The following is a 15,842-nucleotide window of genomic DNA, read 5'->3' as shown; positions in this document are numbered from 1 at the left end:
GGAGAGACTTCGTGAACGACCAAAAGCCGATCGATCTCGCACGACCGCTGCGGATCGCTGTTGGCCTCATGCTCATCGTGGTTGTGGGTGTGACGCTGCTGCAGATCATTCTGCGTTACTTCTTCAACGCACCGCTTGTCTGGAGTGAGGAGCTGGCAAAGCTTCTCATCGTCTGGATCGCCTTTATCGGCGCGGCCGCCGTCTGCTGGGACGGCCGCCATCTGAACGTTGATGTCTTCTTCCTGATGCTTCCGCAGAAGGCGCGCAATGTGGTGCGCTACATCAACGCCGGAATTTCCATCGGCTTTCTGGCCATTCTCGGCTGGACCAGCGTCAAGCTGGTGATCCTGGAGAACATGCAGGACCTCTCGGCCCTGCCGCTTCCGGCAGGCGTGGTGCGGCTCGCAGCGACCGTTGGTGCGGCCCTGATGATCCTCGCGATCATCGGACGCATCGTCTACGTGCGGCCCATGCACCGCCAGACCGACCCGGCCTATGGCCATGAAGACCCCATGTGATCTGCGGACCAATCAATGCTGACAATTGCTATTATCGGACTGCTTCTGGTCCTTCTATTCATGGGTTTGCCGCTGGTCTTCGCCATCGGCGCATCGTCCATGGTGTATTTCTTCTTTGCCGACATCAATCTGGCGCTGCTGACCCAGCGCATGACGGCATCGATCAATTCCTTCCTGATCCTGGCCATCCCGTTCTTCTTCCTGGCCGGCGAATTGATGAATGCGTGCAAGCTGACCGACCGCATCATCGCTCTGGCAAAGGCGCTGGTGGGGCATATCCATGGCGGTCTGGCGCAGGTGAACATCTTCGCCAGCCTGATCTTCTCCGGCATGTCGGGCTCGCCCACCGCAGACACGACCGCACTGGGCTCGGTGCTTATTCCGGCAATGAAGAAGGAAGGCTATCCAGGCCCCTTCTCGGCAGCCGTGACCGTGGCGTCTTCCATGGTGGGACCGATGATCCCGCCGAGCGTTGCACTGGTGATCTATGGCACGCTGGCCAATGTCTCCATCGGCCGCCTGCTTCTGGCAGGCATTCTGCCGGGCTTCGTGATCATCGGCACGCAGATGCTGTTCACCTATTTCTATGCGCGCAAACGCAATTTTCCGCGCTATGAACGGGCGACGATGCCGGAACTGGCCACCGCCATCAAGGGCGGCGGCCCGGCCATCATGTTCCCGGTCATCATCGTGGCTGGCATTCTGTTCGGCATCTTCTCGCCGACCGAGGCGGCGGCCGTGGCCGTGCTCTACGGCCTGCTGCTCAGCCTCTTCTACCGCAATGTAAAACTCGCCGACATCTGGGGCGCGATCCAGAACACGGCGCTGGGCTCGGCCCGCATCCTCTCCATCATCGCCGTTGCGTCTGCGTTTTCGTGGATCATGGTGCGCGAGCAGGTGCCGATGGCCATTGCAAACGGCATTTCCTCCATCTCGGAAAACCCGGTCATCGCGCTCTTCGTGATCGTGGCGATGCTTCTGGGCGTCGGGCTTCTGATGGTTGCCTCTTCGGCCGAGATCGTGCTGACGCCGATCCTCGTTCCGGTGATCCTGCAGTTCGGCATCGATCCGGTGCACTTTGGCGTTTTGCTGGTCTTCAGCCTGATCATCGGCGGCGCGACCCCACCGGTGGGCGTGCTGATGTTCATCGCGCAGGACATAGCCAAGATATCGCACGGCCAGATGGTGAAGGCGATGCTGCCCTTCTACATCCCGCTGTTCACGGCGGTGGTGCTGCTGGTCCTGTTCCCCGAGATCAGCCTTTTCCTTCCCAACCTCGTGTTCGGGAACTGAGCGTTCAATGACTTTGGAGTCCATGCATAAATGAGTACCGTGAAGAACCACCTTCTGGAGGACATGACCTTTCTGGAATTCCAGGAGCGCATGAGCGAGGATCCGGTGATCCTCATTCCGCTCGGCTCGCAGGAAATTCAGGGCCCGATGGTGCCCATGGGCGATTTCATGCTCACCCGCGAAATCGCCAGCCTCGTGGCCGAGAAGACCGGGGCGATTGCCGCCCCGACCATGCCTTTCGGCTATGCGGAGTATTTCCGCTCCGTGCCGGGCGGCATCGCGCTTTCGGCCGACGCCTTCCGCGCCACGCTGCGCGACATGCTCGACAATTTTCTCGACCATGGCCTGACCAGGCTTGTGATCCTGAACGGGCACAGCGGCAATGCGCCCCTGATCGACCAGGTGATCCGCTCGGTGCGCCGCGATCATGACGTGCTGGTGCCAAGCATCAATCTGTGGCGCTCCATTCCCGACGATCTGTGGAAGGAACTTCATGGCGACTTCGGCAAGAAGGCGTTCGCCCATGGCGGAGATCCGATCACCTCGGTCTATCTGCACCTCTTCCCGGATCTGACGCGAATGGACGCCGTGGAGATCGATGCCGCGTTCGGCAAGATGCTCGATCTGCCGACCGCCGGTCTTTCCGGCGTGCGTTTCCAGGGAACGGAAATCGCACTGCCGGTCAATGTCGACGATCACTGCTCCAACGGCATTGCCGGAGGGGACGCGCGCAAATCCTCTGCCGACAAGGGCGCGCGCTTCGTCGAGCACCTCATCGCGTTCTGCTCCGACTTTGTCGAGCACATGCGCTCTGTTCCATCATCCACAAAACCGAAAGCCAAAGGGGAACTTGCAAAATGAAGATGAAGGCACTTGCACTCAGCGCCGTGCTTCTGGCGACCGCCAGCGCACAGGCCGATGAAATCCGCTACGCGCTCTGGGCGCAGCCCGGCGAAGCGCAGTATGAAGGCGCGATGGAATTCAAGCGCGTGGTGGAGGAAGGCTCCGACCACACCGTCACGATCTTCCCCGGCGACCAGCTCGGCACGCCGCGTGAGGTTTACGCGCAGATGGCGCTCGGCTCCACCCAGATGCTCGCCAGCGGCGACCCGGGCCTCAAGGAGATCGAGTATCTTGCCCTGCCCTATCTGATGAACGGCATCGACAACTACAAGAAGGTGCTCGACACGGACTTCGGCAAGGAGTGGAACGAGCGGCTGACCGCAGAGCGCCAGGTGCGCATGCTCGGCTTCATGCCGCGCAGCCCGCGCCAGATCAGCGCCAATGTGGTCATCAACTCGATGGACGATCTGAGCGGTCTGAAGCTGCGTGCGCCCGAGCGGGACTACTATGTGGAATCGCTGCGCGCGCTGGGCGCGAACCCGACGCCCATGGCCTTCGCGGAAGTTTACACCGCGCTCCAGACCGGCATTGTCGACGGTCAGGAAAACCCGGTCGAAACCATCTACGCCCAGAAGTTCTATGAAGTTCAGAAGGGTGTGGCGATGGTCGATTACATCAACAAACCCGCTTATGTCGTTATCAGCGACCAGTTCTGGAAGGGACTGTCCGAGGAAGATCAGGCGCTTCTGCAGAAGGCCAATGACGCTTCGACGGCCAAGGTGAACGAACTGATGCCCGACCAGACCAAGAAGTACATCGCCGAGATGGAAGCGGCTGGTGTGACCGTGACCCACCCGGACACCGCGCCCTTCATGGAAGCCACGCAGTCCGTGCGTGACAATCTGGGCAAGGGCGTCTGGGGTGAAGAGGTCTACAAGCAGATCGTCGAGATCGGCAAAGAGTAGTTCGAACCCGGCAGATACATTGTCTGGTGCGGCTTTGGCCGGTTCATCGTTTACCGGAAACGGTGAACCGGTCTGTCTGCCTGCTTCCCTGCGTCCATAGGAACGCACAAAGGACGAGCAAGTCTTTTGATGGAGCATCGGGCCGAAAACGGTTTCCGCTTTTCGGCCCGATACCCTTGTGACCGCGCCACCCATTTTTTCAATTTCAGGATTCAAGCAACGCCATGAGCGACACCCAGAACCTGCGCGAGCGCATCGACGAGATCACCGCCGAGATTACCCCGCGCCTGATCGAAATCCGTCGGCAGCTCCACGCCAACCCGGAGCTGGGCTTCGAGGAATATGAAACATCGGCTCTGGTGATGCAGGAGCTGACCCGGATGGATGTTGCCCATCGTTCGGGCTTCGGCAAGACCGGCGTTGCCGCGACCATCGGCCAGGGCAATGGCAAGACCATTGGCATACGCGGCGATATGGACGCCCTGCCCATCGAGGAGACCGCCTCGCCGGAATATAAATCGCGCAATCCCGGCAAGATGCATGCCTGCGGCCATGACGCCCACACCGCCATCGCGCTTGGCGTGAGCCAGGTTCTGGCGCGTCTTTCCGACGTTCTGCCGGGCCGCGCGCTGATGATTTTCCAGCCCGCAGAAGAGGGACTGGGCGGGGCGCGCGCCATGCTGGAAGACGGCCTGTTCGAATGGGTCAAGCCGGACATCATGCTTGGCTATCACAACTGGCCGCTGATTGATGGCGGCACGATTGGCTATCATCCGAAGACGGCGTTCGCCTCCACCGATCCGTTCGACATCACGATCACCGGTCAGTCGGGCCATGGCGCGCATCCACATCTGGCGGTGGACCCGATCGTGGCGGCTGGCAATCTCGTGTCTTCCCTCCAGACCATCGTCGCCCGCGAGATCGCGCCGCTGGAAGCAGCCGTGGTGACCATCGGCTCGATCAAGGGTGGATCGGCGCGCAACCAGATTCCCGACAGCGTGACGCTGGAAGGCACCACGCGCAGCCAGAACCCGGCCGTGCGGGAAGCCGTGAAAGCAGCCATCGAGCGGGTATGTGCGGGCATTGCGCTCACACACCGGGTGACCTGCGAACCGACCTTCCTGACGGGCGTACCGCCGGTGGTAAACGATCCCGACATTCTGCATCCCGTGCTTGAAAGCGCGCGTGGCATGCTGGGAGATGACAGGATCGTTGAGCTGCCGCAGGGGTCCATGGGCAGCGAGGATTACGCGGAGTTTTCCACCCGCGTGCCAAGCGCGCATCTGCGCATCGGCTCGCGCCTGAAGGACCGCAACACGATGCTTCATCGCAGCGATTTCGATCTGGACGAGGCCTGCATTCCGACAGCGGTGAAGGCCATCGCGGCAGCGGCCATCGACCTGATGAAGGACTGACCGGCTGCCGGCGTTGCCGGCATCTGCAGGCAAAGAAAAAGGCCGGGCGCGAGACGCCCGGCCTTTTTTGCATCTCGTGAACCCGGTCAGGCGAGCGCGCGTTTGGCCATGGCCTTGATGAGATTGGCGCGATAGGCGGCATCGCAATGGATGTCGGACATGAGGCCATCGGCGGAGACGGACACGCCATCCACGGCGGCAGAAGACCAGTCTTTCGAAAGAGCCTGCTCGAGCCCCTCATGGCGGAAGACGCCATCCGACCCTGCACCGGTGACCGCCACACGCACCACGCCGTCACCGCCTTTCGCGACGAAGACGCCCGTCATCGCATAGCGCGAGGCCGGGTTCGGGAATTTCGCGTAGCCGCAGGTTTCCGGCGCGTCGAAGCTGACCGCCGTGACGATCTCGCCCTCATCGAGCGCGGTGGAGAACAGCCCGGTGAAGAAATCATCCGCAGCGATCTCGCGCCGGTTGGTGTGGATCGTCGCGCCAAGCGCCATGAGGCCTGCCGGATAGTCCGCCGCAGGATCATTGTTGGCGATGGAGCCGCCAATCGTGCCCTGATGGCGCACCGCAGGATCGCCGATGCCGCCGGCGAGCTTGACGATGGCCGGGCAGACCTTTGCGAGCTCAGCATTCCCGGCGACGGCCGCATGCGTGGTCATCGCGCCGATGGTGACGCTGCGACCGGACACGCGGACGCCCACGAGATCGGCAATGCCGCGCAGGTCGATCAGGTCTGAAGGAGCCGCCAGCCGATGCTTCATGGTGGGGAGCAGGGTCTGCCCGCCGGCAAGAAGCTGCCCTTCGGAGGCTGCGGAAAGCCTGGCGACGGCATCGTCGACACTGGTGGCGCGGTGATAGGTTACGTCATACATGGCAGGCCTCCCTATTCTGCAGCGATCTTGGTTGAGGCAGCCTGCAACGCCGCCCACACGCGCGGCGGCGTGGCCGGCATCTGGAGATCGTTGTTGCCGATTGCATCGGTGATGGCGTTGATGACCGCCGGCGGCGTGCCGATGGCCCCCGCCTCGCCGCAGCCCTTCATGCCGAGCGGGTTGGACGGGCTCTTGGTGGAATGATGATGGATGACGAAGCTCGGCACATTGTCGGCGCGCGGCATGGTGTAGTCCATGTAGCTGGCCGAAAGGAGCTGGCCTTCTTCGTCGTAGACCACGGTTTCAAGCATGGCCTGGCCAACGCCCTGGGCGATGCCGCCATGCACCTGGCCTTCCACGATCATCGGGTTGATGATGGTGCCGAAATCATCGGACGCGACGAACTGGATGATTTTCGTCTCGCCGGTTTCCGGGTCGACTTCCACCTCGCAGACATAGGTTCCTGCCGGGAAGGTGAAGTTTTCCGGATCGTAGAACGCGCCCTCCTTGAGCCCCGGCTCCATGCCGGCGGGCAGATTGTGCGCGGTGTAGGCGGCAAGGCCAACCTCGTGCCAGGCCATGGCGCGGTCGGTGCCGGCGACCTTCACCTCGCCATTCTCAACGACCAGATCGTCTTCGGAAACTTCCAGCACATGGGCGGCGATCTTCTTGACCTTGGCTTCGACCTTGTCGAGCGCCTTGACGATGGCCGAGAGGCCGACCGGGCCGGATCGCGAACCATAGGTACCCATGCCGAACTGCACCTTGTCGGTGTCGCCATGGACGATCTGGATGTTCTCTATGGGCAGGCCGAAACGCTCGGCCACCACCTGGGCAAAAGTGGTCTCATGCCCCTGCCCGTGGCTGTGGCTGCCGGTGAGAACCTCGATCGTGCCCACGGGATTGACCCGCACTTCCGCACTTTCCCAAAGGCCGACGCCCGCACCCAGCGAGCCGACGGCTGCCGAAGGGGCAATGCCGCAGGCCTCGATATAGGAGGCGAGGCCGATGCCGCGCAGCTTTCCGCGCTTGGCCGCTTCTTCGCGACGGGCGGGGAAGCCCTTGTAATCCGCAGCCTCCAGCGCCTGATCGAGATTGGCGGCGAAGTCGCCCGCATCATAGGTCATGATGACGGGCGTCTGGTGCGGGAACGCCTTGATGAAATTGGCGCGCCGCAGCTCTGACGGATCGACGCCCAGCTCCCGCGCCGCCGTTTCCATGATCCGCTCCACGAGGAAGCACGCCTCCGGGCGGCCAGCGCCGCGATAGGCGTCCACCGGCGCGGTGTTGGTGTAGACCGTGCGCACATTGCAGTAGATGTTGGCGATGTCGTACTGGCCCGAAAGCAGCGTCGCGTAGAGATAGGTCGGCACCGCCGAGGAGAACAGCGACATGTAAGCGCCGAGATTGGCGACCGTATCGACCTTGAGGCCGACAATGCGGTTGTTCTCGTCAAAGCCGATGCGCGCGGTGGAGACATGGTCGCGGCCATGCGCATCCGTCAGAAACGCCTCGGAGCGGCTCGACGTCCATTTGACCGAGCGCTTCGTTTTCATGGACGCCCAGAGGCAGGCGATCTCTTCGGGATAGATGTAGATCTTGGAGCCGAAGCCGCCGCCCACATCCGGCGCGATGACCCGGAGCTTGTGCTCCGGCGCAACCTGATAGAAGGCCGACAGCACCAGCCGCGCCACATGCGGGTTCTGGCTGGTCGTGTAAAGCGTGTAGTGATCCTCCGCCTCGTCATAGGTGGCGATGGCCGAGCGCGGCTCCATCGGATTGGGCGACAGGCGGTTGTTGACGATCTCAAGCTCGGTAACGTGGGCTGCGCCCGAAAGCGCCTTGTCGACCGCTGCCTCCTCGCCGATGCCCCAGTCGAAGATCAAATTGCCGGGCGCATTCTCATGCACCTGCGGCGCGCCGTCCTTCAGCGCATCGACCGCGTGGACGACTGCCGGCAGCTCCTCGTAATCAACGACCACCGCTTCCGCCGCCGCACGGGCGGCCGCCTGCGTTTCGGCCACCACGAGGACAACCGCATCGCCCACATAGCGCACCTTGTCGGTGGCGAGCGCCGACCAGGCGCCCATGTTCATGGGGCTGCCATCCTTGGAATTGACGGCCCAGCCGCAGATGAGATTGCCGATGCCGTCACCGGTGAGCTGCTTGCCGTTGAGGACCGCGATCACGCCGTCCATCTTCTCCGCCTCGGCACTGTCGATGCCGGTGACCTTCGCGTGGGCGTGGGGGCTGCGCACGAAGGCTGCATAGGCCTGCCGCTCATTGCGGATATCGTCGGTGTAACGGCCCTTGCCGGTGATGAAGCGCTTGTCTTCCTTGCGCAGGACGCGCGCGCCAATGCCTTGTTCCGTCATGTCTATCCTCCCTCAGCCTGCGGCCATCTTCGCCGCGCCATCCTGAATGGCCCGGACGATGTTGTGATAGCCGGTGCAGCGGCAGATATTGCCTTCCAGCTCGTGGCGGATCGCCTCTTCGGTCAGCTCCTTGCCGGCGGCCTGATAGCGGGCAACCATGTCGGTTGCCGACATGATCATGCCGGGCGTGCAGAAGCCGCACTGCAGACCGTGATTTTCCTTGAAAGCCGCCTGCATGGGATGAAGCTCGCCATTGGCCAGCCCCTCAATGGTGGTGACCTCGGCCCCTTCGGCCGACGCAGCGAGCGTGGTGCAGCTCTTCACCGCGCGCCCGTTGACATGAACGACACAGGCGCCGCACTGGCTGGTGTCGCAGCCCACATGCGTGCCCGTGAGACGCAGATGCTCGCGCAGGAAATCCACCAAAAGCGTATTGTCCGGCACAGAGGCGCGCGCCGCCTTGCCGTTCACCGTCATCGAGACTTCGGTCATATATTCCTCCCTTGCCTTGGGCCGCGCCCGCGCCTGCGGACCGGAATCCTAGGTTACGATCCGTCCTGCTCCTTCACATGGATCAATGAGATGGCAGGACAATTCATTGGCGCCATTGGCGCGTCCGGCGGTCTGCTTCGGCATGAAGCGCCGGGACGACGCCGGAAAACCGGATGAAATGTGCTGAACGCTTCTGTGGCTGTGCCGGGCGCACAGCAAAGATGCGGCATGCATGCGCATAGCGGCTGCCCTCACCGCTTCATGGAAACGGGGAAACGCCCACTCATCTTGATTTGTGGCAGGTCCAGAGGGGAGATTTTCCTCCATCTTCCCTGAAACCGCGCCAGCAATGCAATTCGCCAAACGAGGCCTCCCGCGCCCGATTGTGGCCGCGCAACGCGACCGAATGCATTTTCCAGTTCACTCCCGGAAATCATTTAAGCGGCGTTTTACTCGAATGCCAAGACCCCTTTGGTATAGGGCAAGAAAAGGCCAAGATCAGAAGCCGTTGGGCGCAGGATCATGCATTTTGAAGGCATTGCCCTCCACCCGGTAGATGGAGCAGTTGCGCTCGACCGCGCCCGATGACGAGAAGCGGAACGAGCCAAGCACGCCCCGGAAACCGGAGCGCGAGGTGAGCGTGCCGCTTGTCAGCCCGGCAGCCCCTCTGGCGCGGGCGATGCCGATGGCGAGGGCTGCGGCATCGAAACCATAGGCCGCATCCCGCGACATGGCCCTGCCGAATTCGGTGCGGAAGCGCTCGGTAATCTCGCCGACGGCCAGCTGGTCGACACGGCACATGAGAACGCCTGCGCCTGCGGGACCGGGCGGAAAGTCGGGCGTGGCGAGGATGAGCGCGCTGGCCGGCAATGCGCCGGTGGCGCGAAGCCCCGCCAGCGTGGCTGCCGGCGAACGCAGGCCGGGGGCAAGAACGATGGCCTGCGCCCCCTGAAGCTGCGCGGCTCTGGATGCAAGCTCGCTCGTGGAGTTTGCCGAGACCGGAATGTCTGCGATGACCGTGCCGCCTTTGGCAGAGATACCGGAACGCAGGCGCGCAAGACTGGCTTGATCTGCATCCGCAGCGTGAACGATCACGATCTTCTTGCGGCCCGCGCCAATGGCGTAGGCCGCAGCCTCGATGCTGCTGTCAACCGCGTCGGACAGGAAGGCGAAGACGCCGTTCTTGCGCTGAGCGCCATTGGTGACGAACGCCACCACAGGCGGATTGCCGCCCGATGGAACGGCGTTCAGAAGACCGGCCTGCGCCGGGCCGATGATGATCTTCGCGCCGCGTTCGACGAGCGCATCAACCGCGGTTTTCGTGCCTGAGGCATTGGCTTGTGCGTTGTAGATGGCGAGCGTGACCGCATCTCCGCCAAGCTGCTGCGCGGCGAGCTTCGCGCCATCGCGGTAATCGCGTTCGGAGGCGCGCGCGGTGCCTGCAAGCCCGGTGACCATGCCGATTGTCACGGGCCCGGAGCCGATGGTCTCGAGCCCGGCTGCGGAGGATGCAACCTTGCTGTCTTCGACGTTGAGCGTGTCTTCGACGCCGGATGACTGGCAGGCGGCGAGAGCCAGCATGGCGCAGACCGCAAGTGGCCGCGTCAGACGCGCGAGCAAAAACGCGCGATCACCAGAGCGCTTTTGAGCAATTCCGGACGGAAAACCGGTTTCCACTTTTCCTGAAATTGCTTCAGGGCGCAGCAACGGCTCGGAAGACACTCTCATCGGGACACCAGGCACCCGGATCTACGGCAAATCAATACATGTACCGAACCATGCGCGAGTGGAAACACTCGCACTTGTTCAGATAGTCCTCATCCCGATAGGCGGACTGGAGATAGCCATAGGCCTTGCCGCAGGCGACCTTGGCCTCGGAGGCCCAGACGAAGGCGGGGCGACCCGAGTTGATCCATTGCGGGCTGTCGGCAACGGCGACGGCCTCATCCATGAGGCGGACGACCTCATTGGTGAGGGTGGCATTGTTTTCGATGGTGAGAAGTTTGGCATTCCCGGCCACCGGGCAATAATCGCCGGTGGAGAGATCGGCAGATTGCGCCCCGCCGGCCAGAATGGTCCCGACAACGACAGCAAGCCCCAAAGTAAGCTTCTTCATAAGTCCCCCGTGGCGTTGCCGCCTGTGGTGTGTTGTGTTCCCTGGCCGGGAAATTACACGGTTCCCGGCGGTTTATCAAACATGCGGCCGCGCAATGGCGGCCGCATGTCGTGTCATTTCACTCAGACTGTGCCCGAAGTGTCACTGCCATCATCGTCGTAGAGGATCTTGATGGAAGCCGGGGTCTGCGGCACGTCGAAGGTGGCGACTGTCACCCAGTCGTCGCCGCCGGCGGTTCCGTCCGCATCCACCTGCAGTTCCTTACCGTCGCCGGGGTTGAGCCGGACGAAATCACCGACATTTTCACCGGACGTGGTCGAGAGCGAAACCAGTTCGGTGAGGTCCACGACGTCCTCGGAGCTGAAGCCGATGATCTCGTCCGGGTTCATGCCGGTGAGCGCGGAAGGATCGAGCACCACCGTATCGATGGCGCCGTCGGTATCGGTGAGATCGTAGGTGTTCTGCCCTTCGCCGCCGATCAGCACGTCTGCGCCGTCGCCGCCGATGAGGAGATCGTCACCTTCGCCGCCATCCAGAAGATCGGCTGCATCGCCACCGACGAGTGAATCGTCGCCGCCCATGCCGAGCAGTGTCGAACCGCTGTCATTGCCGACGAGAACTTCGTCCGCATCCGTTCCGGTGATGGTGCTGCCCGAGACGCCGGTAACGCTGACATGGGCGTCATCAGTGAAGCCACTGCCATCGGAGACCGAGTAATCGAACCCGCCGCTGGAGAAGGAAGGAGTCGGGGTGTACTCAACGCTGACATTATCAAAGTAAACGTCCGCGAATTCACCGCTTCTCGTTTTCTCCGTCATCAGACCGCCCAGCGCCAGAGTGTGCTCACCGGCAGACAGATCAATTGTGGTGGTAAAGGTTTTCCAGCCAGTCACGGCATCGCCGCCAGAGTTGCTGGGATCGCCTAGAAGTTCATCAACGACACCGCCGGCGCCAAATGCCTCGCCATCAATGCCGGCCAGAACGCGAACATCTTCGCCGACATCCGTATCGTCAGTCAGCATCGCGTAATAATCGAATGTGATTGTCACGGTCGCTGCGGAAGCCAGATTGAATGTTCGCGTGAAGGCACCATTCATGTTTTCACGGTCATCACCACCACCATCGCCAAGCTCGATCTTCAGCGCACCACCACCGGCAGGTCCAGACGAGGTTTGGAAACCACGGGCTTCCGAACCCGTGCCCGGATAATAAGCATCGCGGTAGACGAATGAGCCTTCACCGCTGCTGAAGTCCTCATCAACGAACTCCACCGGCGTGCTGGACGGCGTGAAGGTGACATCGCCGGCCAGGCTTACACCGCCATTTTGCGGATTGCTCGCCCCGTCGACACTGAGCGGGCTCGTCGGAGCCGGAGCCGGGTCATTGTGCAGCAGCGCTGCCGTCGGGATATCGATCGCCGAGTAATCGGTGATGTTTGTCAGCACCACGTCATCCGTTGCGCCCGGAGGCGGCAGGATGTCGATTGTCAGCGACGCGCCGCTGGTGTCGCCGTCATTGTCGACCAGAACATAGTCGAAGCTCTCGGTGCCGGGCGTTGTGTCACCATCGGCCTGATAACTCCACGCGCCGGTCTCGAAGTTGAACGAGAGTTCGCCGCCAAGCGAACCGTCCACGACAAGGCTCGACCCGCTGATTGCCGGCTGGCCGCCATCGTTGAAGATCTTATCCGGGCCTTCCTGATAGGTGTAAGTGACGCCATCCACCGTGATGGAGAGAATGCGACCATCGTCTGCGCCGAGGATGTCGTCGTCACCACCGCCCACGGCATTGTCGTTGCCGAGCAGGACATTGCCGGAGACATCCACCTGATTGGTGAGATCGAGCAATGCGGTGACCAGACCATCGAAATTCGAAACCGACACCACCACATCGCTGCCGTCGGCCTCGTCGACATCCTGAAGCTGTTCGACATCGATGTTGTTGCCGATGCCGACCGTCTGCACGGTCACGTCATTGTTCTGGACGAAGTTGTTCCAGGCCGTCTGCGTGCTGCCGTAGAGCGAATGTCCTCCAGCGCCAATCTGCTCGTTCGGATTGCCATCGCTCAGGAAGAAGACCTGATTGTTGTGATCCGAAAGGGGCGTGTAGGCATCCATGGTTTCTTCAATGGCCGCCGTGAAGTCGGTGCCGCCATTATAGGGGCGGGAGCCGCCTTCCGTCGGGTTCCAGTCATCGATCTGCGCTGCGAAGGACGCATAGTCGGTGAACGGCCCTGCAGCACTGGCGCTGGATGAGAAGGCGACCAGCTCGATCTGCACATTGCCCGAGGTTCCATCGAAGAAGGCCTGACCGGCCGCCTTGACCGCGTCTAGCATCGCATCCAGTTCGCTGTTGCTGACACTGCCGCTGAAATCGAGAACGAAAGCGATGTTGAAGTTTTCGGTCCCGAGCGTCAGGCTTGCATGGTCAGCAACGGCCTCCGGTGCATCGTCGAGCACATTGACCTTCAGCGTATCGACGGCCGAATAGTCGCCATCATTGTCCTTTGCACGAACATTGAAACGTTCCGCCACACCTTCGGGCGTGCCCTTGCCGGGCCGCACATTGTGGTCGAGCGAGTTCTGGTTGAGCTGGTAGGAGCTGGAGTAACCGCCACTGCCATTCGCCGTGACCGTCAGCAGGCCGAACTTGCCCTGCACCGTGCCGCCGCCCGTGACATCGACCCAGTTGCCATTGGCGTCGCTCACCTCGAGCGTGTCCAGCGTGTCGCCCGATGCGAGCGCAATGCTGAGCGCGCCCGTATCCACCGTGCTTGCCGTGCCCTCTTCAGAGCCGCCTGCAAGACCGGCCTCGTTGACCTCGGCGGTGAACGCGCTGATCGTGGGGGCTGCGTCGGGCTGCAGCGTGAGGTCGATCTCGGCAGGAGCCGTATCGCCATCTCCATCAACGATCTCGATGGGCAGAGTGAAGTCCACCGGATCCGTGCTCACCACGGAGGTGCCGAACCCGGTCATGGCGAAATCGTCACCCGAGATATAGAGCACTTCGAGGCTGTTATAGCCATCCGCCGTGAAGCTGGTGATTGTGACCTGCGTGTCCAGCACGCCCGTGACCTGCGCCACGCGGGCGCCGCCCACCATGACGAAATCGACGGTGTAGCTTCGGTCGGCAAGACCGCCCGGGCTGCCAACCGTGACCGTGGTCGGGTAAGTGTCCAGCGGATCATAGGTGATGACCTGGTTTTCACCGTCATAGGCGATCACGATGCTCGTGATATCGTCGCCGGTTCCGTCTCCAACCGTGGTGTTGCCGTCCGGGTCATCGAAAGCGCTCAGTTGGATGGTGGTGTCTGTCGAGCCATCTCCGAAGGTAACGGCGGCGCCATTCACCGTGTAGTGGCCATCGAACAGATGATCCTGCTGGGCGGGATTGCCCTGATAATCCGCCGGCGAGCCGGCTGGGTCGCCCGTGAGATCCTGAACAAAGTCCAGACGGATGCCTTCACCGGCACCGATGTTCTGGCCACCGGAACCGCCGCCGACACCCGCCGAAGCGGCATTGCCGTTGATCGAGGAGCCGCTAGCGCCGATCGGCGTCAACAGCAGGTCACGGGAATTGTCGTCCACCGGCGAGCCGCCAGGCGAATTCCCGTCCTGTCCATTGGGCACGAAACCGGCCCACGGATCGTTGCCGCCGACGAAATCATAGATGCCCGGATCGAAGTCGACCTGGGTGAAGGCATCGACCGGACGATCCATATCCACCGTGTAGGTACCGTCTGCAGGATCAAGCGTGACCGTGAAGACCGTCGTGCCCCCTGCCCCGCCGACCTTGGCGGTCAGAACCGTTCCGCCGGCAGACAGGTGGTAGGTGACCGGCTGGCCGCCTGAAGTGAGGCCGCTGTCCTGCCCGTCCGTCACGGTAAAGCGCACCGTACCTGCGCCATCGGCGCCGTAATTGTCGGTGACCATGCCATCGACGTCCAGATCGAACTCCTGCGGCGCGCCCGCGGAATTGCTGAGAACGGCTTGTTCAGGATCAACCGCGACCGGAATGTCATCATCGATGGTCAGCGTCAGCGTGCCGGGCGTTCCCGTGGCATCGTCGGCGTCATAGACCTCATACCCCAGCGTGAAGTCCAGATTGTCCTCAAAGCCAGGAGAGCCATTGGCATTGTCGTGCTCGACACGCGCCAGAAGCTCGACCGTATAGGTGCCAGCCTCTGCGTCGGTCAGCGTCACCCGGAACACGTCCTGCGTCCCGTCATTGGCCGTCAGAACCGTTCCGTCCGCATTCACCGTGTAGGTGTACGATACCCCATTGACCGTCTCGGAACCCGATACAAGCTTGATCGAGCCAGCCCCGTCCGGGCCGTAATTATGCGGTAGGACACCTGGCTGTGCCGACGGCGCATCGTCGCCAGCGGCAGCATCGTTGTTGCCCGTCGCAAGATCATCTTCATCAACAAGAGCCGTCGCATTGCCCGCAGTGGCGTGAAAATTGTCACCCGAGAAGGTGATGGTCAGTTCCGCCGTCGCCGTGTCGCCATCGGCGTCGATCACCGTGTAGGTGAACACATCCGTCGAGCCCGCCGGCACCGACATCCCCGCCGTCGGCGTGTAGCTGTAGGTGCCGTCAGCGTTCAGAACAAGCTGGCCATACGCCCCGGCAATGCCGCCCAGATTCGTGCCACCCGTCGTCACACCGCCGCCTGCCCCGGCAACAACGCCGTCGACACGGCCGTCCGTGCCCACCGTTCCGTGGTCGGCCCCGAGATCGTCATTGTCCAGAACATTGCCGTTGACAGACCCACCGTCTTCGCTCGCGCCATTCGCATCATTCGAGGCCGTGGGCACATCGTCGCCGATGTTCAGCGTGATCGTCGCAACAGCCGTCGAGCCGTCGCTGTCTTCGATCGTCACCGCCACGCTGCCCTGATCCGTCGCCGTCCCCGGCGCATGCGGATAGGCTGCAGTCTGCGTGAAG

11 protein-coding genes are annotated in these 15,842 nt (G+C 62.3%); 5 read left to right on the top strand and 6 right to left on the bottom strand.

Annotated features, from left to right (window positions below; all coding sequences use genetic code 11):
* The first annotated feature begins 11 nt into the window (after window positions 1-11).
* The 5 genes from JYP46_RS00280 to JYP46_RS00260 all read left to right on the top strand — a co-directional run bounded on the left by JYP46_RS00280 (window position 12) and on the right by JYP46_RS00260 (window position 5,034).
* Window positions 12-518 carry a TRAP transporter small permease gene (locus JYP46_RS00280; RefSeq protein WP_206546896.1) on the top strand — a complete coding sequence of 169 codons (507 nt, stop codon included), beginning with the start codon at window positions 12-14 and terminating at the stop codon, window positions 516-518.
* Window positions 519-533: 15 nt separating this feature from the next.
* Window positions 534-1,811, top strand: a complete 1,278-nt coding sequence (locus tag JYP46_RS00275; protein ID WP_206546895.1) for a TRAP transporter large permease — start codon at window positions 534-536, stop codon at window positions 1,809-1,811.
* Between the two features lie 30 nt (window positions 1,812-1,841).
* The gene (locus JYP46_RS00270) at window positions 1,842-2,672 is read left to right on the top strand and encodes a creatininase family protein (RefSeq protein ID WP_206546894.1); all 831 of its coding nucleotides are present in this window, start codon (window positions 1,842-1,844) and stop codon (window positions 2,670-2,672) included.
* Window positions 2,669-3,619: a TRAP transporter substrate-binding protein gene (locus tag JYP46_RS00265; protein ID WP_206546893.1), complete on the top strand. Its 951-nt coding sequence runs from the start codon at window positions 2,669-2,671 to the stop codon at window positions 3,617-3,619. The genes JYP46_RS00270 and JYP46_RS00265 overlap by 4 nt, the downstream gene beginning before the upstream one ends.
* 224 nt (window positions 3,620-3,843) lie before the next feature.
* Entirely contained in the window at window positions 3,844-5,034 is a 1,191-nt protein-coding gene (locus tag JYP46_RS00260) for a M20 metallopeptidase family protein (protein WP_206546892.1), read from the top strand.
* Between the two features lie 86 nt (window positions 5,035-5,120).
* On the opposite strand, the gene JYP46_RS00255 is transcribed toward JYP46_RS00260, so the two are convergent.
* From JYP46_RS00255 to JYP46_RS00230, 6 genes are all read right to left on the bottom strand, one after another.
* Window positions 5,121-5,912, bottom strand: coding sequence for an FAD binding domain-containing protein (locus JYP46_RS00255; protein ID WP_206546891.1), 792 nt, complete (start codon window positions 5,910-5,912; stop codon window positions 5,121-5,123).
* A gap of 11 nt (window positions 5,913-5,923) precedes the next feature.
* Window positions 5,924-8,287, bottom strand: a complete 2,364-nt coding sequence (locus JYP46_RS00250) for a xanthine dehydrogenase family protein molybdopterin-binding subunit (RefSeq protein ID WP_206546890.1) — start codon at window positions 8,285-8,287, stop codon at window positions 5,924-5,926.
* Window positions 8,288-8,299: 12 nt separating this feature from the next.
* Window positions 8,300-8,779, bottom strand: a complete 480-nt coding sequence (locus JYP46_RS00245; RefSeq protein ID WP_113154102.1) for a (2Fe-2S)-binding protein — start codon at window positions 8,777-8,779, stop codon at window positions 8,300-8,302.
* A gap of 498 nt (window positions 8,780-9,277) precedes the next feature.
* Window positions 9,278-10,399 carry an ABC transporter substrate-binding protein gene (locus JYP46_RS00240; protein ID WP_222473781.1) on the bottom strand — a complete coding sequence of 374 codons (1,122 nt, stop codon included), beginning with the start codon at window positions 10,397-10,399 and terminating at the stop codon, window positions 9,278-9,280.
* Window positions 10,400-10,538: 139 nt separating this feature from the next.
* Window positions 10,539-10,895 (bottom strand): hypothetical protein, encoded by a 357-nt coding sequence (locus tag JYP46_RS00235; RefSeq protein ID WP_113152804.1) that lies wholly within the window; start codon window positions 10,893-10,895, stop codon window positions 10,539-10,541.
* A gap of 122 nt (window positions 10,896-11,017) precedes the next feature.
* Window positions 11,018-15,842: VWA domain-containing protein (locus tag JYP46_RS00230; RefSeq protein ID WP_206546889.1), on the bottom strand; the 4,825-nt coding region annotated here is incomplete at its 5' end.

Source organism: Nitratireductor aquimarinus (assembly GCF_017255295.1).
In the GTDB taxonomy this organism is placed as follows: domain Bacteria; phylum Pseudomonadota; class Alphaproteobacteria; order Rhizobiales; family Rhizobiaceae; genus Nitratireductor; species Nitratireductor aquimarinus.
The sequence above is the reverse complement of the archived record's forward strand: the minus strand, read 5'-3'. Positions and strand labels throughout refer to the sequence as shown.